This is a genomic window from Pseudomonas chlororaphis subsp. piscium, assembly GCF_003850345.1.
Classification (GTDB): Bacteria; Pseudomonadota; Gammaproteobacteria; order Pseudomonadales; family Pseudomonadaceae; genus Aquipseudomonas; species Aquipseudomonas piscium.
On sequence record NZ_CP027707.1, the window covers coordinates 5,376,694 to 5,399,977 of the forward strand.

The 23,284-nt window shown below is 61.4% G+C and carries 23 protein-coding genes and 2 pseudogenes; 15 read left to right on the plus strand and 10 right to left on the minus strand.

Annotated features, from left to right (window positions below):
- Nucleotides 1–513: 513 nt before the first annotated feature.
- Nucleotides 514–2,469 carry an acetate--CoA ligase gene (gene acs / locus C4K38_RS24165; protein ID WP_025805753.1) on the minus strand — a complete coding sequence of 652 codons (1,956 nt, stop codon included), beginning with the start codon at nt 2,467–2,469 and terminating at the stop codon, nt 514–516.
- Nucleotides 2,470–2,881: 412 nt separating this feature from the next.
- On the opposite strand from acs, the gene C4K38_RS24170 reads away from it, so the two are divergent.
- Together C4K38_RS24170 and C4K38_RS24175 are read left to right on the plus strand one after the other, a co-directional pair.
- Nucleotides 2,882–3,145, plus strand: coding sequence for a DUF2790 domain-containing protein (locus tag C4K38_RS24170; RefSeq protein ID WP_053280486.1), 264 nt, complete (start codon nt 2,882–2,884; stop codon nt 3,143–3,145).
- 873 nt (nt 3,146–4,018) lie between these two features.
- Entirely contained in the window at nt 4,019–5,266 is a 1,248-nt protein-coding gene (locus C4K38_RS24175) for a ribonucleotide-diphosphate reductase subunit beta (RefSeq protein ID WP_025805755.1), read from the plus strand.
- Between the two features lie 137 nt (nt 5,267–5,403).
- Here C4K38_RS24175 and C4K38_RS24180 read toward each other — a convergent pair whose 3' ends face one another.
- Together C4K38_RS24180 and C4K38_RS24185 are read right to left on the minus strand one after the other, a co-directional pair.
- Nucleotides 5,404–6,117, minus strand: a complete 714-nt coding sequence (locus tag C4K38_RS24180) for an acid phosphatase (protein ID WP_053280487.1) — start codon at nt 6,115–6,117, stop codon at nt 5,404–5,406.
- Nucleotides 6,118–6,502: 385 nt separating this feature from the next.
- Nucleotides 6,503–7,114: a phage holin family protein gene (locus C4K38_RS24185; protein WP_053280488.1), complete on the minus strand. Its 612-nt coding sequence runs from the start codon at nt 7,112–7,114 to the stop codon at nt 6,503–6,505.
- Nucleotides 7,115–7,257: 143 nt separating this feature from the next.
- Here C4K38_RS24185 and C4K38_RS24190 point away from each other — a divergent pair, with 143 nt between their 5' ends.
- Complete coding sequence (locus C4K38_RS24190) at nt 7,258–8,241, plus strand: hypothetical protein (RefSeq protein ID WP_053280489.1); 984 nt, start codon at nt 7,258–7,260, stop codon at nt 8,239–8,241.
- A 3-nt stretch (nt 8,242–8,244) separates the two neighbouring features.
- On the opposite strand, the gene C4K38_RS24195 is transcribed toward C4K38_RS24190, so the two are convergent.
- Complete coding sequence (locus tag C4K38_RS24195; protein WP_053280490.1) at nt 8,245–9,057, minus strand: sulfite exporter TauE/SafE family protein; 813 nt, start codon at nt 9,055–9,057, stop codon at nt 8,245–8,247.
- 113 nt (nt 9,058–9,170) lie between these two features.
- Here C4K38_RS24195 and C4K38_RS24200 point away from each other — a divergent pair, with 113 nt between their 5' ends.
- Nucleotides 9,171–9,941, plus strand: coding sequence for an AraC family transcriptional regulator (locus tag C4K38_RS24200; RefSeq protein WP_053280491.1), 771 nt, complete (start codon nt 9,171–9,173; stop codon nt 9,939–9,941).
- Between the two features lie 128 nt (nt 9,942–10,069).
- Complete coding sequence (locus C4K38_RS24205) at nt 10,070–10,387, plus strand: helix-turn-helix domain-containing protein (protein ID WP_053280492.1); 318 nt, start codon at nt 10,070–10,072, stop codon at nt 10,385–10,387.
- Here C4K38_RS24205 and C4K38_RS24210 read toward each other — a convergent pair.
- On the minus strand, nt 10,369–10,926 hold the full coding sequence (locus tag C4K38_RS24210) for an AAA family ATPase (protein ID WP_053280493.1): 558 nt from the start codon (nt 10,924–10,926) through the stop codon (nt 10,369–10,371). The genes C4K38_RS24205 and C4K38_RS24210 overlap by 19 nt on opposite strands.
- Nucleotides 10,927–11,035: 109 nt before the next feature.
- Nucleotides 11,036–12,094, minus strand: coding sequence for an MBL fold metallo-hydrolase (locus C4K38_RS24215; RefSeq protein WP_053280494.1), 1,059 nt, complete (start codon nt 12,092–12,094; stop codon nt 11,036–11,038).
- A gap of 201 nt (nt 12,095–12,295) precedes the next feature.
- Between C4K38_RS24215 and C4K38_RS24220 the strand changes: the two genes are divergently transcribed.
- The 5 genes and pseudogenes from C4K38_RS24220 (at nt 12,296) to C4K38_RS24235 (ending at nt 16,498) form a co-directional block, all read left to right on the plus strand.
- Nucleotides 12,296–12,904: a TetR/AcrR family transcriptional regulator gene (locus C4K38_RS24220; RefSeq protein ID WP_025805765.1), complete on the plus strand. Its 609-nt coding sequence runs from the start codon at nt 12,296–12,298 to the stop codon at nt 12,902–12,904.
- A 227-nt stretch (nt 12,905–13,131) separates the two neighbouring features.
- Complete coding sequence (locus C4K38_RS24225; RefSeq protein WP_053280495.1) at nt 13,132–14,205, plus strand: diguanylate cyclase; 1,074 nt, start codon at nt 13,132–13,134, stop codon at nt 14,203–14,205.
- 432 nt (nt 14,206–14,637) lie between these two features.
- Nucleotides 14,638–15,264 (plus strand): annotated as a pseudogene (locus C4K38_RS33000) (PAS domain-containing protein); the annotation flags it as partial.
- A 165-nt stretch (nt 15,265–15,429) separates the two neighbouring features.
- Nucleotides 15,430–15,867, plus strand: a pseudogene (locus C4K38_RS33005) (methyl-accepting chemotaxis protein); the annotation flags it as partial.
- A 91-nt stretch (nt 15,868–15,958) separates the two neighbouring features.
- The gene (locus C4K38_RS24235) at nt 15,959–16,498 is read left to right on the plus strand and encodes a DUF1003 domain-containing protein (RefSeq protein WP_053280497.1); all 540 of its coding nucleotides are present in this window, start codon (nt 15,959–15,961) and stop codon (nt 16,496–16,498) included.
- A 1-nt stretch (nt 16,499) separates the two neighbouring features.
- On the opposite strand, the gene C4K38_RS24240 is transcribed toward C4K38_RS24235, so the two are convergent.
- Nucleotides 16,500–17,477, minus strand: a complete 978-nt coding sequence (locus tag C4K38_RS24240; RefSeq protein ID WP_414860360.1) for a LysR family transcriptional regulator — start codon at nt 17,475–17,477, stop codon at nt 16,500–16,502.
- Here C4K38_RS24240 and C4K38_RS24245 point away from each other — a divergent pair.
- Together C4K38_RS24245 and C4K38_RS24250 are read left to right on the plus strand one after the other, a co-directional pair.
- The gene (locus C4K38_RS24245; RefSeq protein WP_053280498.1) at nt 17,476–18,195 is read left to right on the plus strand and encodes a CTP synthase C-terminal region-related (seleno)protein; all 720 of its coding nucleotides are present in this window, start codon (nt 17,476–17,478) and stop codon (nt 18,193–18,195) included. The genes C4K38_RS24240 and C4K38_RS24245 overlap by 2 nt on opposite strands.
- Nucleotides 18,192–18,515: an antibiotic biosynthesis monooxygenase family protein gene (locus C4K38_RS24250; protein ID WP_053280499.1), complete on the plus strand. Its 324-nt coding sequence runs from the start codon at nt 18,192–18,194 to the stop codon at nt 18,513–18,515. The genes C4K38_RS24245 and C4K38_RS24250 overlap by 4 nt, the downstream gene beginning before the upstream one ends.
- Nucleotides 18,516–18,572: 57 nt before the next feature.
- On the opposite strand, the gene C4K38_RS24255 is transcribed toward C4K38_RS24250, so the two are convergent.
- Nucleotides 18,573–18,905, minus strand: a complete 333-nt coding sequence (locus C4K38_RS24255) for a DUF2025 family protein (protein WP_053280500.1) — start codon at nt 18,903–18,905, stop codon at nt 18,573–18,575.
- Between the two features lie 247 nt (nt 18,906–19,152).
- Between C4K38_RS24255 and C4K38_RS24260 the strand changes: the two genes are divergently transcribed.
- Together C4K38_RS24260 and C4K38_RS24265 are read left to right on the plus strand one after the other, a co-directional pair.
- On the plus strand, nt 19,153–20,277 hold the full coding sequence (locus C4K38_RS24260; protein WP_053280501.1) for a glycerophosphodiester phosphodiesterase: 1,125 nt from the start codon (nt 19,153–19,155) through the stop codon (nt 20,275–20,277).
- A 10-nt stretch (nt 20,278–20,287) separates the two neighbouring features.
- Nucleotides 20,288–20,968 (plus strand): helix-turn-helix domain-containing protein, encoded by a 681-nt coding sequence (locus C4K38_RS24265; protein ID WP_053280502.1) that lies wholly within the window; start codon nt 20,288–20,290, stop codon nt 20,966–20,968.
- A 1-nt stretch (nt 20,969) separates the two neighbouring features.
- Here C4K38_RS24265 and C4K38_RS24270 read toward each other — a convergent pair whose 3' ends face one another.
- A complete protein-coding gene (locus C4K38_RS24270) occupies nt 20,970–21,857 on the minus strand; it encodes a sterol desaturase family protein (RefSeq protein ID WP_053280503.1) in 888 nt (295 codons plus the stop codon).
- Between the two features lie 153 nt (nt 21,858–22,010).
- On the opposite strand from C4K38_RS24270, the gene C4K38_RS24275 reads away from it, so the two are divergent.
- Nucleotides 22,011–22,328 carry a PepSY domain-containing protein gene (locus tag C4K38_RS24275; RefSeq protein ID WP_053280504.1) on the plus strand — a complete coding sequence of 106 codons (318 nt, stop codon included), beginning with the start codon at nt 22,011–22,013 and terminating at the stop codon, nt 22,326–22,328.
- A gap of 71 nt (nt 22,329–22,399) precedes the next feature.
- On the opposite strand, the gene C4K38_RS33010 is transcribed toward C4K38_RS24275, so the two are convergent.
- Complete coding sequence (locus C4K38_RS33010) at nt 22,400–23,167, minus strand: methyl-accepting chemotaxis protein (RefSeq protein ID WP_414860361.1); 768 nt, start codon at nt 23,165–23,167, stop codon at nt 22,400–22,402.
- Nucleotides 23,168–23,284 lie beyond the last annotated feature (117 nt).

Below are 23,284 nucleotides of genomic sequence, written 5' to 3' on the forward strand. Positions count from 1 at the left end.
CCGAAGCCGATATTTCCTCAATGCGACAACAAATTACAGAAGCACTGAGAAACCAGGTCGAGCACATTGACAGCTCTTCAAGTTTATGCAAGAGCAAAAGACGGTAAACCAATCTACGTTGCAAATTGCGGGCCTATTATTCGCAAAGCCTTCTATTCCGGCAAGCGCAGCGTTATGACTTATTTTTTATCGACCCCGAAAAGACCCTGAAACGGGGCCTGGCGTTTCTCATTGCCCCGAATCCGGGCAGCGGGTTACACATTCCCTCCCGCCGGTAACATTCAGATACGCCTGATGGACATGCCGATATTTATTCGATCAAAAAGCCGCTGCCTGTAGCCGCTGCCGAAGGCTGCGATAAAGCCCGAAGGGCCTTTCAGGACCTTCAAGAGCGCGTCTCCTGCGGAGCCGATCGCAGCCTTCGGCAGCGGCTACAGAAGCCCCCGATAGCGCTCACAAAAAAGCCCCGCCCGGTACAAGGCCAGGCGGGGCTTTCGCTGACATGGATTCGTCTTAGGCGACGTTCATGGTCTTGTGGGTATCGACCAGATGCTGCACCACGCCAGGGTCGGCCAGGGTGGAGATATCCCCCAGGCTGTCGTATTCCGCCGTGGCGATCTTGCGCAGGATACGGCGCATAATCTTCCCGGAACGGGTCTTCGGCAGCCCTGGCGCCCACTGGATGACATCCGGCGAGGCGATCGGACCGATCTCCTTGCGCACCCAGTTCTTCAGCTCCAGGCGCAGCGCTTCGCTCGGCTCTTCGCCACCGTTGAGGGTGACGTAGACATAGATGCCCTGCCCCTTGATGTCATGGGGCACACCAACCACCGCCGCTTCGGCGACTTTCGGGTGAGCGACCATCGCGCTTTCGATCTCGGCGGTCCCCATGCGGTGGCCGGAGACGTTGAGCACGTCGTCCACCCGCCCGGTGATCCACCAGTAGCCATCTTCATCGCGACGGGCACCGTCACCGGTGAAGTACATGCCACGGAAGGTCTTGAAGTAGGTATCGACGAAACGATCGTGGTCGCCATACAGGGTGCGCGCCTGGCCCGGCCACGAATCGAGGATCACCAGGTTGCCTTCGGCGGCGCCCTCGATGATGTTGCCCAGGTTGTCCACCAGCGCCGGCACCACACCAAAGAACGGACGAGCCGCCGAACCCGGCTTGAGGGCATGGGCGCCCGGCAGCGGGCTCATCAGGGTCGCGCCGGTCTCGGTCTGCCACCAGGTATCGACGATCGGGCAGCGGGATTGACCGACGTTCTTGTAGTACCAGTCCCAGGCTTCCGGGTTGATCGGCTCACCCACCGAACCCAGCAGGCGCAGGCTGCTGCCATCGGCGCCTGCGCAGGCGGCGTTACCCGAGGCCATCATGGCGCGGATCGCGGTCGGCGCGGTGTAGAGGATATTGACCTTGTGCTTGTCGACGATCTTCGCCACGCGAGTCACGTCCGGATAGTTCGGCACGCCCTCGAACAGCAGGGTGGTCGCACCATTGGCCAGCGGGCCATAGACAATATAGGTGTGGCCTGTGACCCAGCCGACGTCGGCGGTGCACCAGTAGATTTCCCCCGGACGGTAATCGAACACGCGCTCGTGGGTCAGGGCCGCATACAGCAGGTAGCCGCCAGTGGTGTGCTGCACGCCCTTGGGCTTACCGGTGGAGCCGGAGGTATAAAGGATGAACAGCGCCTCCTCGGCGCCCATCTCTTTTGGCGCGCAGACGGTACCTGCCACTTTCATCAAGTCTTCGTACCAGATGTCGCGATGCTGGTTCCACTTGATGTCGCCCGATGTGCGCTTGCACACGATGACCTTCTGGATGCTGCTGGTTTCCGGGTTGGTCAGCGCGTCGTCGACATTGGCCTTAAGCGGAATCTTCTTGCCCGCGCGGATGCCTTCGTCAGCGGTGATCACCACCTTGGACTTGCAGTCGATGATCCGGCCCGCCAGTGCTTCTGGCGAGAAGCCGCCGAACACCACCGAGTGAATCGCGCCGATCCGGGTACAGGCCAGCATGGCGACCACGGCTTCGGGAATCATCGGCATATAGATAGTCACCACGTCGCCGCGGTGCACGTCCTGGCCACGCAGGGCGTTGGCGAACTTGCAGACTTGTTCGTGCAGTTCGCGATAGGTGATGTTGCGGCTTTCGGAAGGATCGTCGCCTTCCCAGATGATCGCGATCTGATCGCCGCGCTCGGCCAGGTGGCGATCCAGGCAGTTGTAGGAGACGTTGAGGGTGCCGTCGGCAAACCATTTGATATCGACATGGTGATCGTCGAAGGAGGTCTGCTTCACCGTGGTGAAAGGCTTGATCCAGTCGAGGCGCTTGGCTTGTTCGCGCCAGAAGCCGTCCGGGTTGACGACCGACTGCTGGTACATGGCCTTGTAGGTCGCCTCGTCAGTCAGCGTGTTGGCCGCAACCTCGGGACGAACGGGATACAGAGAAGCCGCACTCATCTTTCTTACCTCGGTGACATAGTTGTTGTTGTATGACCCCGTTGTAGCCGGGGCGGGCCTATAGAACCATTCGACGATGGTAGTAACAACCCCCGGCCAATCCCCCTGAAAAGAGCTTTACCCTCTCTATTACGGTACTTGCGGCAGTTTCTGCGGCAAGTAGAAGACCGCTGCCAGGCCACTGGGGGTCGTTTTTACCGGGATTGTTACAAAAACCGTCAATAGTGTTTATCAAAAGCACGCCTGTATAGCGCCTACTCAGGCGCCTAAAATCAACCTCGCCAACAAGGCAATGTGATTAACCAAGTTACAGCCCCCACGAAGGCAGTTAATCCAAACTTCTACTCAAGTTCCACACGCAGCCCCACAAAGGCTGCGTGACCCCACACGACCTTAGAAAGGTGAAATCAAAATGAAAGCTTTATTAGTTCTGGCCCTCAGCAGTCTTTGCGTTACAGCAATGGCCGACGAGATCCCGACTGATGTCGCAAACCAGCAACCGCCCGTAGAGGAATACTCTTACTCGTCCGACCTGGACATCGCCAAAGTTATCTCCATGAGCGAAGTTCCAAATGTATGCGAAGTTGTACCAGCGCGTATGGAATATGAAGACTCGAAAGGCCTGCGGCATATCTTGCAATACCGTGTCATGGGTAACGGCTGCTCTAACGGCTGATACTCAAGTTGCTCTTCAAGTTCCAACAAGTGCCGGCCGCAAGAAATCTTTCTTGCGGCAAAGATGGCCAGACGCACAACTGACCCCAGACTTGTTGCAAGCCATCGCCCCATGCAGTGCGACCACGGCCTTCGCACTCCCTTTTTTCACCGTCGAGCCACCTTGCGGGGGAGCGTTTCTGTATCGCTCCAAGGGGCTTGATGAAGGTCCAGAAATGCCTTCTCGAGCGTCAAAAACGACCTCGGATTGCAAACCGAGACAGTAGTGTTTCAAAGGTCAAAAATTGACCATCCAACACAAGATGTAGTGGCAAAAGAGTTTTTTTGCTTATTTTTTGAGCAAAAAATCCAAATGACAATTTTCACCGAAAATTGAACACAATCCTGTCTACCAAAGCCCCCCTCCATCCCTGTAAGCCACGCGCTACGGGGCTTACAGAACGTCGCTCGAAGTTTTCGATGCCTGCGATCAGCTCACGACGGCAAAAACACGCCCAACCAGGTGAAAAAAAATCTTCGCCGACCAAAGCCTTGTAAACCCTCGCTCCGCCGCGATAACACCCCTCGCCGACCGATTCGTGAGCCACTTCGTCGCACCACAGCGGCAAAAAAGTCCTTATAATGCGGCCTTAAAACGGGCCTGCAATATTCCCTTACAGGGATAAACAGCCAATCCGAAGCCAGCGCAGAAATCGACCCGGTCCTCTGTGCCCATAACCGCCTCGGAACTCCCGTACATATTTTTGTTTATTGCCTGCGTTAGCTGCTGCAACAAACGATTCCTTAAGATCCAACGCGGCCAGTTCGGCCGTGTGAAAAGCCAACCATCAGTTTTCACACGGGCATCTGGCCCTCACGCAGGAGACGACACGTCATGCTGAGCTGGGACGAATTCGACAAAGAAGAAGGCGAAGTCGCCGTTAAAGGCGCCAACGCCGGTCACGCTGCCGAAGCAACCATGGACCGCCTCGACAGTGCCGGCGGTGCCGCTGCTCTGGAAGCCCGCGCCGTAACCGCCAACGATTCCGCTGCCGTTGCCCGCGCCAAAGCCTCTCTGGACCAGCTCGACATCGCCGAAGGCCTGGCCGAGTTGGAAGGTGCTTCCGCCCGTGTCGCCGTCGATGAAAAGCGCATGATCAACTGCCGCGCCGACCTCAACCAGCTCGTGCCATTCAAATACGACTGGGCCTGGCAGAAGTACCTGGACGGTTGCGCAAACCACTGGATGCCGCAAGAAGTCAACATGACCGCTGACATCGCCCTCTGGAAAAACCCGGAAGGCCTGACCGACGACGAGCGCCGCATCGTGATGCGCAACCTGGGCTTCTTCTCCACCGCAGACTCCCTGGTTGCCAACAACCTGGTGCTGGCCGTGTACCGCCTGATCACCAACCCGGAATGCCGCCAGTACATCCTGCGCCAGGCGTTCGAAGAGGCGATCCACACCCACGCCTACCAGTACTGCATCGAATCGCTGGCCATGGATGAAGGCGAGATCTTCAACATGTACCACGAGATTCCATCGGTCGCTAAGAAAGCTGCCTGGGGCTTGAAGTACACCCGTTCGATCTCCGATCCGAAGTTCGAAACCGGCACCGTCGACACCGACAAAGAGCTGCTGCGCAACCTGATCGCCTACTACTGCGTTCTGGAAGGCATCTTCTTCTACTGCGGCTTCACCCAGATCCTGTCCATGGGCCGCCGCAACAAAATGACCGGCGTCGCCGAGCAGTTCCAGTACATCCTGCGCGACGAATCCATGCACCTGAACTTCGGTATCGACGTGATCAACCAGATCAAGATCGAAAACCCGCACCTGTGGGATGCCGAGATGAAGGAAGAAGCCACCCAGATGATCCTCCAGGGCACCCAACTGGAAATCGAATACGCTCGCGACACCATGCCACGCGGCGTACTGGGCATGAACGCGGCGATGATGGAGGACTACCTCAAGTTCATCGCCAACCGTCGCCTGTCGCAGATCGGCCTGAAAGAAGAATACCCAGGCACCACCAACCCGTTCCCATGGATGAGCGAAATCATGGACTTGAAGAAAGAGAAGAACTTCTTCGAGACTCGGGTCATCGAGTACCAGACTGGTGGCGCGCTGAGCTGGGATTGATTCCAGCCTTGTGCCGATTTCGATCCGAATCGGCACAACGAAAGATCAAAAAAGCCCTGACTTGTTCAGGGCTTTTTTATTGGGGGACCGAACTCCCCCGCTTCCAGGCCAATCACCCGGCCAGGGTCGATACCTGCTCAATCGATGGAGGCCAGGACTCCACGAATCTCCTTTTTCACCGCCTCGAAATCCGCTGCCGCTCTAGGATCGTCCAGCAACCGGGCCGCCAACACCGCGGCGCTTATCTTTCCGCCCTCCAGGTCGCTGGGGAAATGCACGCCGGCGATGACCCGGCTGTCGGCATTGATCTGTGCGCGGCTGAACAGCTCGTTGCGTTTCTCCGGCAGCGCCATGCTCAGCAAGGTGGCATTGAGATAACCATTCATCGAGTGACCGCTGGGGTAGGAATCGCCCTCGGGTGGCGGCAGTACCGGCTTCACCAGTGCCGAGGCTTCGTAAGGACGCGGCCGACCATAACTGTGCTTGGCCGGCATCAGGAACTGCACCAGGTCTTCCTGGGCCCGCCGGAAGAAGGCGCGGGTCAGGGGCAGGCGCTCGACACTGAAACCAACGCCGAGGGATTCCCTGGCGAAGTGGAATACGCTGTCCTCCCATTCATCATCCTGCTGGACCTGGCTCACCTGGACACTGCTGCGCACCGCCTGGGCCGCCAGCACGGCTTTCAGGTCGTTTTGCTGCAGTGACGAGTCGATGGCAGGGGGCGGTGGCAAGTAGTCAGCCAGCTGGAACTGATTCGCCGGCAGATAAGGCAAGGCCGCCTGCTCCGCCAGAACGATCCCCGCGCCGGACAGGGCCAGAAAAAACAGCAATGAACGCGTCAGAACAGGCATATCAAGGTCCTCGTTATAGTGAGGAGAAAAGCCGTTTGGCTTGTTCCCACCGGACCTTCACTCATGAGACCGGCGACCTCTTATCGGCCATTTCCTTGGGGCTTACTTGTCCCTCCCTGCCAGGGGGATGACAGTCGATGCCAGGACTGGCTCGGCAATCTAAGTTTTTGTTTTTACAAGCTTTAGTATGTAGGGCTCGTCTCTAGATGGTGAGAGTTTTGTTAATTAGAGCTGTAGGGAATTTCGTAGCCCCACCCCGCCCAAAACGTTGAAATGCAGCCGCGATGACATGGAAAGATTCAGGGAGGCTGTCTGTTTGATTGGCCCTGACGGGGGATTTTTTCGCGAGCACGCTCGCCCTACAAAGGGAGCGGTTGGAACAGGATCATGGCTTGTTCTGCTCAAGCGGACGCCAATCGAAATGCTGCCGTTCGCCGACACCATTGAAGTCGACGCGATAGGTGTGCTGCTTGCCGCCGATATCACAGACACCGATCAGGTCGTGGTTATGCTGTTCGCGAGGCGGTGGCGTCTGGATACGCACGGTGCCGTGGCAGTTTTCGTAGTTGCAGGGCGCGGTATTGCGATACAGCAGGTAATCGCCACTTTCATCCCGCTCGACCCAACGCCCATCGATGAATCGGGCCTGGTCGGGCGCAATGCTGGCGGTGGCTATTTTGCGTTTGCCGTTGCACAGCATCACTCCACCCATGGCGACGGCCATGATGAGGTAGGCCAGGATCCGCGACTCCACATTGAAGTAGGAAAGGATGCCCAGGGCATCGGCCAGGATCGACATGACCGAGAGCGCCAGCGCCGGCAGCGACAGGAAAAACGCCACCGCGCCTTTGATGACGCTGCCCCGGCTCACCCGCTCGACACTCCTGGGGTCGATGGCGAACTGAATGCTGGTGCGTTCAGGCACCTGGTTCTGGGCAATGTTGATGTGGTTGGCATCACCAATGGAGCCGATATTGATGCGGTTACCGTCAGACATGAACCTGAGCCTTTTCCGGTGATGAGTGGAACGTGCTACCTACAAGGTTATGCCGAGATAAGCGCCCATGCTTGAAAAGATCAGTGCACTGCCCTCCGCCACCCGCTATTAATAGCCTTCTTCACCCAAGGACCCGAGCCCCCATGAAATTCGACACCGCCTACTGCATCAGCCTCGACGACAAGCTGTCGATCTATGACGTGCGCGATCTGAATTTCGACGAGACCATGGCCTTCGACTCGGCCAAGGAGCAGTTCCAGTGCCCCAACGAAGCCTGTCGCGCTGCCTTTGCCGCGGACAATCAGCTGGGCACGTTCAATGCCAAGAACGTCAATTACATCCGCACCCCGCACTTCAAGAACCTGCCCGCCACCCGGCATATCGAGGGCTGCCCTTACGGCAGCAGCAGGATGCTCACTGCCGGGGTGGAGGGTGCACCGGACGAGGATGATCGGGAGGAACATTTCCCATCGGAATTGCTGCTGACCCGCCGCGAATATGTGCGCCAACCCGCCACTCCAGCTGCGGATGTCGACACTCCACGAGTTGCCGCACCAGCCCCCTCCTCCAGCCCACGCACGCCTCACCCGGCCCAGGCCAGCACCCCGGACAAGACCAGCGTCTTCGCCCATCCGGTGGAGTGTTTCGTGTCGAATATCGACGACAAGGAGCTGCTCAAGCACATGCCGTTGAAGATCGGCGAGCACACGGCGTCCTATGCCTCGTTTTTCAAGAAGATCGAATACCTGCAGGACAACAAGGGGTTGATCTACTGGGGCAAGATCAAGGAGATCAAGGACTACACCCAGAGCTTTCGCATCGACTTCGAACAGAAGGTCTGGTTCAAGCAAGCGGACGAGGCAAAAAAGAAGCCCTACTCGGTCAACGTCTACCTGAGCAAAAAGCTGATCGAGAACTACCGCAAGCGCAAAGCCTTCCTCGAAGAGATCAAGCATGCCATCGACAGCGAGCAAGAACTGTATTGCTTCTTCTATGGGGTGACCCCGGAGCTGAAACAGGTGCCGAGCAAGAAACTCCCCGAACAGACGTTCGGGGTATTCAGTGCCAACATCGAAAACCTCGACCACTTCATCATTCGTGAAGCGCCGGGGTTGGCGACGGGCTAATCCTTAACGGACCAGCATGCCGAGCATCACCAGTACCAGCAGGCCGATATACACCCGCGCATGCAGCCGGTCGGGAATACGCCCGATCCACGGCGAGGCCAAGCGAATGCCCAACAATGAACCCAGGGTCAGCACGACAAAGGCCAGCAGGTCGACATAGCCGATAAACCAGGGGCCCAGATCGAAGCGGCTGAAGCCGGCCAGGGCCATGTAGGTCAAGGTTCCGGCCAGGGCCACCGGCACGCTCAGCGGGTTGGCCATCGAGGTGGCCTGGGTCATGCTCAGGCCACAACGGCGCAGCAAGGGTACGGTCATCACACTGCCGCCAACTCCCAGAAAGGTAGCAATGACGCCGATGCCCAGGCCGCCGGTGGTTTCCAGTCGCCCCAGGCGGCGCGGCGTGCGGGTGTCGACCGGTTCAAGAAAGCCACGACGCATCAGGCAATCGGCAATGGTCAGCGCCAGGTAGGCGATAAAGGCGTAACGCATCACCTCACCACTCACCACCATTGCCAGGCCCGCTCCCGCTATCGCTCCCAGCCCGATATAGCCGCCCAGCGGCCACAGATAATGCCGAATCAGGTTGCCGGCGCGACGGTGTTTGCCGGTGGCCATCAGCGCGTTGACGATCATCACGCAGGTCGAGGTGGCGACCGCTATATGCATGGCCGACTGGGCGACGGCATCGTCAGCGCCGTGGCTGCCCAGCAGCATGCGATACAGCAGCGGTACCACCACAAAACCGCCGCCAAAACCGAACAGCACCGCGCTGATCCCGCTCATGCAGCCGAACAGCGCCAGCCATAGATAAAACATCGAAGGTTCTCCGTTAGCAGAAGACCTCGACGATAGAGCGCCAGGGCTTGGCCGGCTTTAGCAAGTCAGCCAATACTGTTTGCATTTACGCCAACCCGTGGACACCTGACGCCATGCGTAACACTTCGATCGATCTGCTGGATCACACCCCACGCGCCGTGGTGGCGATCGGCACCGATTACCCCCAGGGCCACCTGTTGCCGAGCCACAGCCATCGTCGTGCGCAGCTGTTGTATGGCGCCACCGGGGTGATGCAGGTCAGCACCACGAACGGCCGCTGGGTGGTGCCATCACAGCGTGCGGTATGGATTCCACCCCGGGTGGCCCATGAGGTGCTGATGCTCGGGGTCAGTACCCGCAGCCTGTACATCGAACCGGCGGCGATGCCGGCCTTGGGCGATGAGTGTCAGGTGATCAGCGTGTCGCCGCTGATGCGCCAGTTGCTGATGGAGGCGGTGGATCTGCCGCTGGCGTATGACGAGAACGGACGCGACGGTGTGCTGATCAGCCTGTTGCTGCATGAGCTGAGCCGTACCACCCGCCTGCCCCTGCACATTCCCCTGCCCGAGACTCCACACCTGCTCACGCTGTGCCAGGCCTTCCTGCAACAACCCGATGCCCACCAGTCTCCCGAACAATGGGCACAGCAGCTGCATATCAGCCTGCGCACCTTCAACCGCCTGTTCCGCGAGCAGACCGGCATGAGTTTCGTCCAATGGCGCCAGCGCGCCTGCGTGGTCAGGGCCTTGACCCGGCTGGCCGCGGGTGAGGCCGTGACGCGAATCGCCCTCGATTTCGGCTATGACAGCCCCGCCGCCTTTTCCACCATGTTCCGCCGGGTAGCGGGGCAACCGCCCAGCGCCTACCTGGAAACCGGGGCATAGCGCCGGGACAAGCCTTGTCACTAAGACGTTGAGGCGATCGGCAAAATGAGTTTGATCCGGGCGCAAAACAACTGTACAAATAAACAGTATTTTATCGACTCATCTTCACCCGCTTCCGGAGAAACCCCATGGCCTCACTCGCGATGAAAGTCACCCTGGAACGTATCGCTCTCTTCCAGTTCACCCCAGAACACTGCATTCAAGCCCGCGCCATGCTGGGCTGGAGCCAGGAACATCTGTCACAGCAGTCCGGCGTCTCGGTAGCCGCCATTCACCGCTTCGAGGCTGGCGGCGAATTGCTCGACGTGACCCGACTGGCCCTGGCGTTTCGCCTGGAAGCAGAAGGCCTGGTGTTCTTCCCCGGCTTCGCCCCAGGGCGCGGCATGAACATCAAGGGCGCCACGCCCAACCCGATGGAGCGGCCCGACTACGCCATGATCGAGTGATCAAGTGCACTCAGCACTTCTTCCTGCAGCGCTTGCACCGAGCGGTGAGTGGCATCGAGGCGGATTACCGGGCAGCTCAGCCCGGTGATCCAGCTCTCATGCCGGCGCAGGCTGCGCGTGCCTTGGCCTCCCGTGTCGTAGCCGGCCGCCCAGGCAAGAAAGGTTTGAGTAGCGAGGTGGCGTTCGCCGCCCTCATGGATCTGCTCGCCGTAACGCTGAAACTCGCGCACCCGCAAACGCTGCAGGCGGATCTCGGGGTCCAGGCAAAGGAAAATGGCATGGGTGAAGACCGGAATCATCGGGTCGCCCCAACCGCACAACGAACCGGACAGCACCCAGCTGTCCAACCCGGCCACCTGTTGCTGCAACAGCTGGATACGCTCGTCCCGTGGGCGTCGCAGGCTGAAAGGCTGTTCACTGGGGCGCCAGAAGAAGTTGTCGGAGTCGAAGTGCGCGATAGCCAAATGCTGGGCCAGCGCCTGGCCCAAGGTCGTGGTACCGGAACCGGACGCGCCAAACAGATGAAGCCGATAAGCCATCGCAAGGTCCGTCCGTTGGAGCATTGAGGAGAGTTTTCTAGATACTCCCCCAGACGCCAACACGGCAACCTGGCGGTGGCCGGACTCAAGGCTATGGCCGACGAAGGGTCTACAGATCGCTCGCCGTTGCCTGCTCGGCCACAGGGTCGACCTCCATCCACCAGGCGTGCCCCCGTTGCGGATGCGCCAGGTTGAAGGCCTCGCCCATCTGCGGCGTGGCAATGGCGATGCTGCGTTCCCAGGCCAGCGAGAGGATGCGGTCGAACGGCTCGTACCAGGCATGCATCGACAGGTCGAACGTGCCGTTGTGGATGGGCAACAACCAGCGACCCTTGAGGTCGATGTGCGCCTGCAAGGTCTGCTCAGGCTGCATGTGCACGCCCGGCCACTCGACGTTGTAGGCGCCGGTTTCCATCAGGGTCAGGTCGAAAGGGCCGTAACGTTCGCCGATCCGCTTGAAGCCGTCGAAGTAACCGGTGTCACCGCTGAAGAAGATCCGGCTGTCGCCATCGATCATCACCCAGGACGCCCACAGCGTGCTGTTGCCGTCGAACAGGCCACGGCCGGAAAAATGCTGCGAAGGCGTGGCGATAAAACGAATGCCATCGACTTCAGTGCCTTCCCACCAATCCAGCTGGCGCACCTTGTCGGCCGGCACGCCCCACTTCACCAGGGTATCGCCCACGCCCAGGGGGGTGAGGAAATAGCGGGTCTTGTCCGCCAGCTTGAGCACGGTCTGGTGGTCCAGGTGATCGTAGTGGTCATGGGACAGGATCACCGCCTCGATCGGCGGCAATTCGGCCAGGCTGATAGGCGGCTGGTGGAAACGTTTGGGGCCGGCCCATTGCACCGGCGATGCGCGTTCGGCGAACACCGGATCGGTGATCCAGAACTTGTCGTGCAGCTTCAATAACACCGTCGAATGCCCCAGGCGGTAGACACTCTGGTTCGGCGCCGCCAACAGCTGTTCTTGGGTCAGTGGCTGCACCGGGATGGCCCCGACCGGGCGGGTGTTACGCGGTTTGTGGAACAACATGCGCCAGAAAATACCCAGCGTCTTGCCCAGCCCGGCACGCCGGACCGGCGCGTGATTGCGGAACGCACCTTGTTCCTGCCGGGAGGTTTCGGGACGTGAGGCGCTGTCTGCACGGGAAGAGAGAGTGGCCATGAATCAGTGACTCCAAGGAACCCGACAAGGCTCCGGTGATTCTCTGCGGAACGACAAAGGCCAATGCACGCAAGCGTCAGCCGACCATCATTTTTCTGTGAAGAACTACACTGCACAGTGTAGTTTTACTAGATTGCAACAAACCCGGGACTAAGTAAACTGCCCCGGATAACTGCCAACGACCGCCATCGAACCCAACTTATGACAGCTCCAAAGCGCCTGACCGACCTCAAACGCGAAGCCATCATCCAGGCGGCGATTACCGAATTCCACGCCAGCGGGTTCGATATCACCAGCATGGACAAGATCGCGGCAACGGCCGGAGTGTCCAAGCGCACGGTGTACAACCACTTCCCCAGCAAGGAGGAGTTGTTCACCGAGATCATGCATAAGTTATGGGCGAGCATCAGGGCGCGAACGGACATTCTTTACCACCCCGGATTAACCCTGCGTGAACAGTTGCGGGAATTGTTGATGGCCAAGCTGCAACTGCTGGCCGATGACAACTTCCTCAACCTGGCGCGGGTCGCAATTGCCGCTACCCTGCATTCCCCCGAACGCGCCCAGTACATGGTGGCGCGCATGGGCGAGCGTGAAGAAAGCCTGATGGTGTGGATTCGCTCGGCCCGGGCGGACGGCCGACTCAAGCCGCTGGACCCGGACTTCGCCGCCCAGCAGCTCCACGGCATGCTCAAGGCGTTTGCCTTCTGGCCGCAGATCACCATGAACCAGCCGCCCCTCAAGGAAGACGAACAGCAGCGCGTCGTCGAGTCCACGCTGGACATGTTCCTGGCCTGCTATCAAGCCTGACTCCCTTCTCCCCCGGTTGCTCCAACGAACGGATCTGCCAGCCGCCATGGCTTGCACCGAGCGCTCTGCAATGGGTGTTTGCGTACGCTCGTTCCACTAAATGGCCTGCAAGGACACTGATTATTCTTCTTGGAATAAATGACAATATTCGTCGCCTTGCCCGATAAGGGGTGACGGCCAATAAAAACACCACAAAGTGTTTCAAACCCGGGCTGACGCGGACATTTATGGATAACCAACAAGGCAAAGGGCTGTCGTTTGCCAAACGTATTTACATGCCAAGGATCGTCGGGCTGGGGATTGGCAGCCTCAGCGTATTCGCCGGGTTGTACCCAGTGGAGCAACCGACCTGGGTTTGGGTGTTCCTGCTGTTCAACGGTTTTATCTGGCCGCACATGGCGTACCTGATCTCGAGCCGCGCGACCTTCCCCTACCAGGCCGAACGCCGCAACCTGCTGTGCGACTCGCTCTTCGGTGGTTTCTGGGCGGCGGCGATGCAGTTCAACCCGCTGCCCACGGTGACCATTCTGGCCATGATGGCGATGAACAACGTCGCGGCTGGAGGCTTGCGCCTGTTCATCCACGGCTCCGTGGCGCAACTGAGCGGGGTACTGCTGTCATGGTTGCTGCTCGGTCCGGCCTTCACCGGGCAGGCCACCCAGCTGCAGATCTACGCCTGCCTGCCGATGCTGACCCTCTACCCGATGGCGGTGGGCATGGTCTGCTACCAGCTGGCGATCAAGCTCTCCGAGCACAAGCGCACCCTCCGCGCGCTGAGCCGCACCGACAGCCTGACCGGCCTGCTCAACCACGGCGCCTGGAAAGACCTGCTGCACCTCAAGTTCACCAAGTGCCAGCAGCAACACTGCCACGGCACCATTGCCTTGATCGACATCGATCACTTCAAACACATCAACGACAGCTACGGCCATATCCTCGGCGATGCCGTGCTGCATCAGTTGAGCCGAGACCTCAAGCTCAACCTGCGCCAGGACGACCTGGCCGGGCGTTATGGAGGCGACGAATTCTGCGTGATCCTGCCGACGACCTCGATCCAGCAGGCTGGCGAAGTGATGGAACGGCTGCGGGAAGTCTTCGGCAACTATCGCCATCCGGGCGTACCGCAACTCAGGGTCAGCCTGAGTATCGGCCTGGCCGCCTGGCATCCGGGACTGCGCGATGCGGCGATGTGGCTCATGGAAGCCGACAAGGCCCTGTATGCCGCGAAAAACACCGGGCGCAACAAAGTCGCGACCGCCACGGCAAACGACGCGTTCTTCGTAGTGTCGGCTGGCTCCTGAAAAGTTGTACAACCTTGTAAAAAACAACATCTTGTACAACTTTCACGAACATCACTCCGAGCCAAGCCGGCATAATGCCGCCATGCGGTTATCCCAAAAAAGCCGCGCGGCGCATTCGCCGCCGTGCAACATAACTTCCCTAAATTAACTCGCAGGCCCAGCGTCTCACCTCAGACGTTGAGCAAGGGTGCGCGCCGGATAGGGGCGTGCCCTTCCAAGGGTTATCTGTCAGTCATGGAATGCTGGCATTGAGCAGACAGTGCCGAGGCCCCGGGGCTTTCGGCATGCAGGCGCAGACAACAGGGACTGACTCCAGGTTTTTCCCACTGAGCACCAGCCATCATGCTATTCAATCGCCATAACAAAACCATCGACGCCTTGCACCACACCATCGCCCAGCAAGCCAGCCTGCTCGAGGCCATCGACCGTTCGATGGCGGTGATCGAGTTCGACCTGGAAGGCACTGTCCTGCGGGCCAACGACAACTTCCTCAAGACCATGGGCTATCGCGCTGAGCAGGTCATCGGCCAACCCCATCGCCAGTTCTGCAACGCCGAGTTCGCCCGCGGCAATCAATACCGCGAACTCTGGACGCGCCTGAAAAATGGCCAGTTCGAATCGGGAACCTTCGAACGGATCAATGCCCAAGGCCAGCCGGTGTGGCTGGAGGCCAGCTACAACCCGATCAGGGATGCCGACGGCAAGGTCTGCAAGGTGGTCAAGTACGCCCTCGACGTCACCGAGAAAATCCAGCAGGAAAGCGAGTCCAGGGGCAAGCTGCACGCCATCGACCGCGCCATGGCGGTGATCGAGTTCAACCTCGACGGCAGCGTCATCACGGCCAACCAGAACTTCCTCGATCGCCTCGGCTACAGCCTCGCCGAACTCAAGGGCAAGCATCACCGGATCTTCTGCAAGCCCGAGCTGGCCAACAGCAGCGCCTACCAGGATTTCTGGCGGCGCCTGAACCAGGGCGAGTTCTTCAGCGGGCAGTTCGAGCGTGTCGACAAACGCGGGCAATCGCTGTGGCTGGAGGCCAACTACAACCCGGTGTACGACGCCGCCGGACGCCTGTGCAAGGTGGTGAAGTTCGCCTCCGACGTGACCGCGATGGTGGAAAAACACGCCCAGGACGCCCAGAGCGCGACCCAGGCCTACCACATCTCGGTGGAAACCCGGCAAGTCGCCGAACAGGGCACCGCGGTGATCCAGCAGGCGGCCAGCGAGATGCGCCAGATCGCCGCCAACATCGAAGACTCCTCGACCCTGATCGCCAAGCTCGGCGAGCGTTCCGAGCAGATCACCGCCATCGTCAACACCATCCGCGCGATCGCCGAGCAGACCAACCTGCTGGCGCTCAATGCCGCGATCGAAGCCGCCCGCGCCGGCGAACAGGGCCGCGGTTTTGCCGTGGTCGCCGACGAAGTCCGGCAACTGGCCGCCCGTACCAGCGGCTCGACCGCGGAAATCTCGGGGATGATCGACATGATCCAGCACGAAACCCAGCAGGCCATCAAAAGCATGGACGGCACCCGGGACCGGGCGGCCAAGGGCGTGGACCTGGCGGACCAGGCCGGCACGGTGATCCTGCAGATTCGTGACGGTGCCAGCGAGGCGGTACAGGCGGTGAGCATGTTCGCCAACGAACGCGCCACGCTCTGAACCAGCCGTTCTGAATCAACGACATCGACGCCAGGGAAGGCGTCGGGCAACGGGCTATAGTGACCGGCAGTCCCATCGCCCCGAGCCCGCCATGAACCCGAACCCATCCGAAACAGCCTCAGCCGCCCCCGTCGACCACCTGCGTTTTCACCGTCCCCATGCCCATCTGGCCCCGACCTTCGGCACCGACAGCTTTGCCCTGAAGGCCGAAGCCTTCGCCCGTTTTTTCGGCACACCGACCTTTCTCGGCGCGCAAACCCTGATCGTGCTGGTCTGGGTCGGGCTCAACCTGAGCGGTGTGACACACTTCGACGTTTACCCCTTCATCCTCCTCAACCTGGCCTTCAGCCTGCAATCGGCCTATGCCGCGCCGCTGATCCTGCTGGCCCAGACCCGCCAGGCCGCGCGCGACAAAGCCCAGACCGAGGCCGATGCCCAGCACCGCGAAGCCATCGCTATCGCCAACAGCGAACGTCAGGCGCAAGCCGCGCAACACTCCGCGCAACTGCTCGAACTGCTGGAGCAGAACACCCGCCTGACCGAGATGACCAAACAGCTGACCGAACGCATCGAGAGCCTGACCTCGGAAATGCATCAGCACGTCCTGCACAAGGGCCCGCCCCAGGCATGACTCACCGCGGCGCGCGCAGGCGCTGGCTCAACTCGTCGAACAGCGTCACCACCGCGCGCAGCGCCCGGCAGTCGGCCCGGGTCAACAGCCAGAGCGCGGTGTCGCACCCCGGCAGCGGGTCGCTCAGGGGTTGCAGGGCCGTCGTGTCGTCGAGCAGGAAATCCGGCAACACCGCCACACCCAGCCCGGCCTTCACCAGTTCGCTGACCGCCAGCATGCTGTTGCAGCGATAGCCCGGCACCACGCCCGGCAATGCCTGCCGACGCCAGGCCACCGTGGCGTGGTCCGGGAGGAAATCGTCCGGGGCGATCCAGGTCAGCCCAGCCAGATCCGTCGACCCGACCGACTGCCGATAGCTCGGGCTGGCACAGACCCGGTAGGACACCGCCCGCAACTGCCGACCTACAAGGTGCTCGGGCGGTGTGCGGGTCAGGCGCAGGGCCAGGTCGGCGTCGCGCCGGCTGAGGTTGGCGAAATCATTCGAGGTGCTGAGCTCCAAGGCCAGTGCCGGATAGCGCGGCATGAATTGCCCCAGCGCCGGCAACAGCAAGCCCTGCAACACCGAATCGGTACAGGTCAGGCGCACCGTGCCGCTGACCACCGCGCCGCCCTGCTCCACCCCGACCCGTGCCGCTTCCAGCGCCTGTTCGGCGCGTTCGGCCTGCTCGGCCAGGGTGCGGGCCAGGCCGGTGGGCAGGTAGCCGGCGCGGCTCTTGTCGAACAGCTGCTGGCCCAGCGCGGCCTCGAGGCGACGCACAGCGCGGAACACCGTCGATACATCCACCTTCAGCAACGCCGCCGCGCGGGCCAGGGAGCCGCCACGCACCAGGGCGAGGATCAGCGACAGGTCGGGGTAGTCGAGCCGATAGTGCGTAGCTGCATTGTTCACTTGGGTAAATGCCAATATTGAATGCGTGAACGCCAATCTATAGTGACTGCCAGCCACCCACAAGCGCTGGCCATACCGGGAGTAGTCCATGCCGCACATCGCACGTCCACCCATCCTGCACATCGCCCTGGTAGGCGACTACGACCCTCAGGTCACCGCGCACCAAGCCATTCCCCGGGCCCTGGAAATGGCCGCCGAGGAAACCGGCCTCAAGGTGCACTACCGCTGGATGACCACCGACAGCCTGACCTGCGACGAGCCACTGCAAGAGGTCGACGGCATCTGGTGTGTGCCCGCCAGCCCCTACCGCTCGATGGACGGTGCCTTGCGGGCGATCCGTTTTGCCCGCGAACAGCAGCGGCCCTTCCTCGGCACCTGCGGCGGTTTTCAGCATGCGGTGCTGGAATACGCGCGCAACGTCCTGGGCTGGGCCGATGCCGAACACGGCGAAACCCATCCCGAAGCAGCACGCGCCTTGCTCACGCCGTTGACCTGCGCCTTGGTGGAGGCCACCGACAGCATTCACCTGTGCGAAGGCAGTCGCATCGCCGAAGCCTATGGCGAGCTCCAGATCAGCGAGGGTTATCGCTGTCGCTACGGGGTCAACCCGGAGTTCGCGGCGCAATTGCTCCAGCACAACCTGCGCCCCAGCGGCTACGACTTGGCCGGCGACCTGCGGGCGGTGGAGCTCAGCGACCATAGGTTTTTTGTCGCCACCCTGTTCCAGCCGGAACGGGCGGCGCTCAAAGGCGTCGTGCCGCCCCTGGTCAGCGCCCTGCTCGCCGCTTGCCTGGAGCGTCACCCATGATCGCCCGCACACCCGAGGCGCCCTATTACGCGGTGATTTTCAGCGCCCAGCGCCGCGAACCGGACCCGGCCTACGAGCAGACCGCCGAACGCATGGTCGAACTGGCGCAGCAGCAGCCGGGATTTCTCGGCATGGAGTTCGCGCGCAACGAGGAGGGCTTCGGCATCACCGTCTCCTACTGGCAGGACCAGGCCTCGATCCTCGCCTGGAAGCAGCATGCCGAACACCGCATCGCCCGCGAACGCGGGCGCAGCGACTGGTACGCGGCCTGTCATACCCGGGTGTGCAAGGTCGAACGCGCCTACCTGTTCGAACGCTGATACCTCATCGCGAGCCCGCCCGCGATGACCTCGGCCCAGCCAAGCGTGACGCCTGGACTATTGCGCCGCCGGCACCCGATTGCGCACCGCCGAAATCTCCGGCAGGTCGGTGCGGCGCATGTACACACGCAAGGGTTCGCTGATGTTGATGCGCTCGTCGATGTTCTGCTCCAGCAGCAACTGGATCAGCTCGCGCTTGAGCACCATGACCTGGCCCTCGGCGGTGGCCCAGACGAATTCGCTGGCGGGGGTGATGGCGTCGTCGGCGACGTCCATGCCGAAGGAATCTTCGCTGAAGCGCACGATGTGCTGGCCGCTCTTGCGGTTGAAACCGACAAAACCCTTGAGCTGGTCGGCGGCCTGGCAGATGAGTTCGGATGTGATGCGCATGGTAAACCTCACTGAGCGTCCCGAAGGACAGGTGATCGATGGTTTACACGCCAGGCAAGAGTGGAAATCTCGGGTTTCCCTCTGACGGGGAAACTTCAGGGCGCAAGCCTACTGCAAAGCACCCCACAAAAGCGTCGGAAAATTTGCCGCAGGTGCAGATTTATGTCGGTTTCGCGATAGCACAACGGCCATTCAATTGTTAAAAGGTAGTCCTTTGAAAACCGCCCTCCACGAAAGGACCTCGACCATGCCTGCCACCTTCACCAAAAGCGCCCTGATGCTGAGCCTGATGCTTGGCCTGGGCCAGGCACAGGCCGCCAGCCCAAGCCCCACCGCACTGGCTGTCAGCCAAGGCATTCCACACCCCGCGGTGATCGCTCACCGGGGCGCGTCCTTCGATGCGCCGGAGTCCACCGCCGCCGCCTACAAGCTGGCCCGCGACCTGGGCGCCGACTACCTGGAAATGGACCTGCAACGCAGCAAGGACGGCGTGCTGTTCGCCCTGCATGACAACAACCTGCAGCGCACCACTGACGTCGCCAGCAAGTTTCCCGAGCGCAAGGACAGCCCGGCCAACGCCTTCACCATGGCCGAACTGAAAACCCTCGACGCCGGCAGCTGGTTCAACCAGGCCTACCCCGACCGCGCCCGTGCGAGCTACGTCGGCCTGAAGATCCTGACCCTCGACGAAATCATCGACATTGCCCAGAGCAACCCGCAGCACAAGCCCGGCCTGTACATCGAGACCAAGGAGCCCAAGCAGTTCCCCGGTATCGAGCACGACCTCAAGGAAAAACTCCAGGATCGCGGCTGGCTCAGCCCGGCCGGCTCCAAGCTGGCAAAAAGCGACCTGGCGGTAGGCCAGGGCAAAGGCAAGGTGGTGTTGCAGACCTTCGAGAAGAGCAGCCTGGAACTGCTGCAGAAAGAAATGCCCAAGGTGCCGAAGATCCTCCTGCTGTGGATCGGTGAAGGTGGCATGCAGCCCAAGTCTGACCTGACCTTCGCCAACAGCGGCGAGAAAGACAAGGCGGCCTACTACGCCAAGCAGGAACCCAAGGACAAGGCCGAGTTCGAACAGTGGGTCAGCTACGCCAAGGCCCAGGGCGCCATCGGCACCGGTCCGTCGGCGGCACTGACCAATGGCGGCGCCCAGAGCTACTTCGACCTGGTGCAACCCTGGATGAACCAGTTCACCCACGACCAGGGCCTGCTGGTGCACGTCTACACCATCGACGAGCCGGTGGACTTCAAGAAGGTCCTGGACTCCGGTGTCGACGGTATCTTCACCAACCGCGCCTCGGAGCTGCTCAAGTACGTCAAGCGTCCGGCCAGCGGCAGCGTGAGCCAGCTGCTCGAGGCCAACGGCTACTGAGCCGGTCGCTGTGCGCACGCCCGAGTGGACAGGCCAGCTGTGGCTCGGGCGTGACTACGGACTGATCCAGGGCGAGCTGGGGCGCACCCTGCCCCACGCTCACTACGCCCATCAACTGATCCTCGCCCCCGCTGCACCGGTCACCGTCAGCCTCGATGGCCAGCCCCGCACCGCCCGCCACGTGTTTATCCCGGCCATGCAACGGCATGCCATCCTCGACGCGCCCGGGACCCTGTTCACCCTCTACGCCGAACCGCTGACGATTGACGCCCAGGCCCTGCAAGACAGCCTGCTGGGTGTCGAGCTGACGCTGCCGGCGCTGACCGAAGCGCTGCAGCGTTGCCCGCGTCGAATCCTCCAGGACCGAAGGCTCGAAAAGGCCCTGGCCGCCCTCGACCGGCAATTGACCGGCAAGGTCTCGGCCAGTGCCCTAGCGGCCCATGCGCACCTGTCCCTGAGCCAGCTCGAACGGCTGTTCAGTGGCCAGCTCGGCTTGCCGGTGCGACGCCTGGTGCTGTGGCGGCGCCTGCGCCTGGCGATGGGCCTGGTGCTGGCGGGCCAGGCCATCACCGAGGCGGCTCATGGCGCCGGGTTTGCCGATTCAGCACACTTCTCCCGCACCCTGAAAACCCTGTTCGGCGTCACCGCGCGCCAGGCCCTGCAACACATCGAACTGCGCCTGCTGGACTGACTCAACGCCGCAACGGCAAAGGCACCAGCGGTTCCTCATGCACGGCTTGCCTGCTGAAGGGGGCCAGCAACTGTCGCCAATACGCCTTGGGATAATCCGGCTGGCTGCCGATGCCCAGGTCGCCCTGGTGAATCGGGTAGGCCGAGGAATAAAACGCCGTGCCCAGCAGCCAGTCCCAGACATTGAAGAACAGGCCGAAATTCACATTGCCGGCGGTGCCGTACTTCATGTGGTGAAAACGGTGCATCGGCGCCCAGGCAAACACCCAGCCCAGGGGACCGGGGCGCATGTCGACATTGGAGTGCTGCAACAGCAACTGGATGGCGATGGCAAACGCCAGCAGTTGCGCCACCGGCAACGGGATCCCCAAGAACAGCAGCGGCAACAACCCGGCGCTGGCTTCCAGCAACTGATGCAGCGGGTGCTTCATCAAGCCATTGAAGCCATACAAGCGCTGCACGCTGTGATGCACCGCGTGCAGGCGCCACAGCCAGGACAGCCGGTGGCTGAAGTAATGCGCCAGGGTCAGGCCGCAGTCGGCGACGACAATCGCCAGCGCCAACTGCGCCCACAACGACCAGCCACGCGGCCACAAGCCATCGAACGCCAGCAGGCTCACCAGCCCCGGCAACAGCAGCAACCCCAGGGCGTTCAGGCTTTCATTGACCAGCGCGTGCAGCACGTCACGCAGGCGATCCTGCTGCGGGCGGTTCCAGTCCACCTCATAGGGCAACCACCACTCCGCCAGGAAGGACACCCCGAGCGCCCCGGCGAACACCAGCAGCAACCAGCCCGGGGCCAGCCCCGGCGTGCCTATCACCCACACGCCAGCGCCGATGAAACCGGCGAAAAACGCGGGACCGTACAAGCCTTTGATCATTGCTTTCATCACTGCCTCTCCTGTTCGAGAGCACAGCTTGAAATACCCGAGGGCCACTGGAATTGAACAAACGGCGCAAAGCTTGAGCTGAATTAAGGGTGAATTAAGTTGCGCCGGCTAATCTGAGCCCACTCAAAACGAATCACCCCAAGGAAAGATGCTATGAAAACGTTGACTGCCCTGTTCGCCGCTACCGCCCTGACCCTGACCGCAGGCCTGGCCCAGGCCGACGTGCGCCCGGACCTGATCCCGGGCCTGCTCAAGGCCGGCACCATCATGGACCTGGAAAAACTCAACCAGGCAGCACTGGCCGAGCACCCTGGCACCACCGCCGCCAACATCACCGACACCGAACTGGAACAGACCGCGGCCGGCGCGTACGTCTACCAAGTGGAGCTGCGCGACGCCAAGGGCATCGAGTGGGACGTCAATCTGGATGCCAAGACCGGCAAGGTCCTGAGCAACAAGCAAGACAAGTAATTCTCCAGAACAAAAAAGCCGCGTGACCGAAAGGCCACGCGGCTTTTTTCATGCTCTGGCGCTCTGGCGCATCAGGCACTCAAGCGTGCCGTCACCTCGTTCAACTGCCCCGACAGCTCGTGCAGGTTCTGGCTGGCGCGCTCGGTGCGCTGCACGTTATCCAGGTTGGTGCTGGCGATCGAGGTGATCTCGGTCAGGTTGCGCGAGATGTCCTCGGCCACCGAGGTCTGCTCTTCCGCCGCCGTGGCGATCTGCCGGTTCATGTCGCGGATCGCCTCGACCGCCTCGGTGATCCGCTCCAGCATGGCGCCGGCCTGGGTCACCTGCTCGACACTCGCATCACTGCGCGCCTGGCCACTCTCGATCGCATGGGCGGCGTCCAGCGCGCCGGTCTGCACGGTCTGGATAATCTGGTTGATCTCGATGATCGATGCCGCGGTGCGCTGCGCCAGGCTGCGTACCTCGTCGGCGACCACGGCAAAACCACGCCCGGCCTCGCCGGCCCGCGCCGCCTCGATGGCCGCGTTGAGCGCCAGCAGGTTGGTCTGCTCGGCGATGCCGCGGATCACTTCCAGGACCTTGCCGATACGCCCGCTGTCGGCTTCCAGACGGCGGATCACCTCGGCGGTGTTGGCGATTTCACCGCGCATCAGGGTGATGGTGTGGATGGTGCCCTGCATCACCTGCTCGCCCTGCTGGGCCGACTGGTCGGCGTCATCGGCGGCCCGCGCCGCATCCGCCGCATGACGCGCCACTTCCTGGGCGGTGGCGGACATTTCGTTCATCGCCGTGGCGACCTGGTCGGTGCGGTTGAACTGGTCGTTGGTGCCCTGGGACATCAGGGTGGCAATGGCATTCAGCTCGCCGCTGGCGCTGTCCAGGTCGGACCCGCTGCGCTGCAGGCGGCTGAAGGTTTCGGCGAGGAAATCACGCAAGGTGTTGGCGGCCACCGCCAG

What these genes read in the sequence shown, in the direction of transcription:
- acs (WP_025805753.1), bottom strand. Translation starts at nt 2,469, where the DNA reads ATGAGTGCGGCTTCTCTGTATCCCGTTCGTCCCGAGGTTGCGGCCAAC.
- C4K38_RS24170 (WP_053280486.1), top strand. Translation starts at nt 2,882, where the DNA reads ATGAAAGCTTTATTAGTTCTGGCCCTCAGCAGTCTTTGCGTTACAGCA.
- C4K38_RS24175 (WP_025805755.1), top strand. Translation starts at nt 4,019, where the DNA reads ATGCTGAGCTGGGACGAATTCGACAAAGAAGAAGGCGAAGTCGCCGTT.
- C4K38_RS24180 (WP_053280487.1), bottom strand. Translation starts at nt 6,117, where the DNA reads ATGCCTGTTCTGACGCGTTCATTGCTGTTTTTTCTGGCCCTGTCCGGC.
- C4K38_RS24185 (WP_053280488.1), bottom strand. Translation starts at nt 7,114, where the DNA reads ATGTCTGACGGTAACCGCATCAATATCGGCTCCATTGGTGATGCCAAC.
- C4K38_RS24190 (WP_053280489.1), top strand. Translation starts at nt 7,258, where the DNA reads ATGAAATTCGACACCGCCTACTGCATCAGCCTCGACGACAAGCTGTCG.
- C4K38_RS24195 (WP_053280490.1), bottom strand. Translation starts at nt 9,057, where the DNA reads ATGTTTTATCTATGGCTGGCGCTGTTCGGCTGCATGAGCGGGATCAGC.
- C4K38_RS24200 (WP_053280491.1), top strand. Translation starts at nt 9,171, where the DNA reads ATGCGTAACACTTCGATCGATCTGCTGGATCACACCCCACGCGCCGTG.
- C4K38_RS24205 (WP_053280492.1), top strand. Translation starts at nt 10,070, where the DNA reads ATGGCCTCACTCGCGATGAAAGTCACCCTGGAACGTATCGCTCTCTTC.
- C4K38_RS24210 (WP_053280493.1), bottom strand. Translation starts at nt 10,926, where the DNA reads ATGGCTTATCGGCTTCATCTGTTTGGCGCGTCCGGTTCCGGTACCACG.
- C4K38_RS24215 (WP_053280494.1), bottom strand. Translation starts at nt 12,094, where the DNA reads ATGGCCACTCTCTCTTCCCGTGCAGACAGCGCCTCACGTCCCGAAACC.
- C4K38_RS24220 (WP_025805765.1), top strand. Translation starts at nt 12,296, where the DNA reads ATGACAGCTCCAAAGCGCCTGACCGACCTCAAACGCGAAGCCATCATC.
- C4K38_RS24225 (WP_053280495.1), top strand. Translation starts at nt 13,132, where the DNA reads ATGGATAACCAACAAGGCAAAGGGCTGTCGTTTGCCAAACGTATTTAC.
- C4K38_RS24235 (WP_053280497.1), top strand. Translation starts at nt 15,959, where the DNA reads ATGAACCCGAACCCATCCGAAACAGCCTCAGCCGCCCCCGTCGACCAC.
- C4K38_RS24245 (WP_053280498.1), top strand. Translation starts at nt 17,476, where the DNA reads ATGCCGCACATCGCACGTCCACCCATCCTGCACATCGCCCTGGTAGGC.
- C4K38_RS24240 (WP_414860360.1), bottom strand. Translation starts at nt 17,477, where the DNA reads ATGGACTACTCCCGGTATGGCCAGCGCTTGTGGGTGGCTGGCAGTCAC.
- C4K38_RS24250 (WP_053280499.1), top strand. Translation starts at nt 18,192, where the DNA reads ATGATCGCCCGCACACCCGAGGCGCCCTATTACGCGGTGATTTTCAGC.
- C4K38_RS24255 (WP_053280500.1), bottom strand. Translation starts at nt 18,905, where the DNA reads ATGCGCATCACATCCGAACTCATCTGCCAGGCCGCCGACCAGCTCAAG.
- C4K38_RS24260 (WP_053280501.1), top strand. Translation starts at nt 19,153, where the DNA reads ATGCCTGCCACCTTCACCAAAAGCGCCCTGATGCTGAGCCTGATGCTT.
- C4K38_RS24270 (WP_053280503.1), bottom strand. Translation starts at nt 21,857, where the DNA reads ATGAAAGCAATGATCAAAGGCTTGTACGGTCCCGCGTTTTTCGCCGGT.
- C4K38_RS24275 (WP_053280504.1), top strand. Translation starts at nt 22,011, where the DNA reads ATGAAAACGTTGACTGCCCTGTTCGCCGCTACCGCCCTGACCCTGACC.
- C4K38_RS33010 (WP_414860361.1), bottom strand. Translation starts at nt 23,167, where the DNA reads ATGTCCCAGGGCACCAACGACCAGTTCAACCGCACCGACCAGGTCGCC.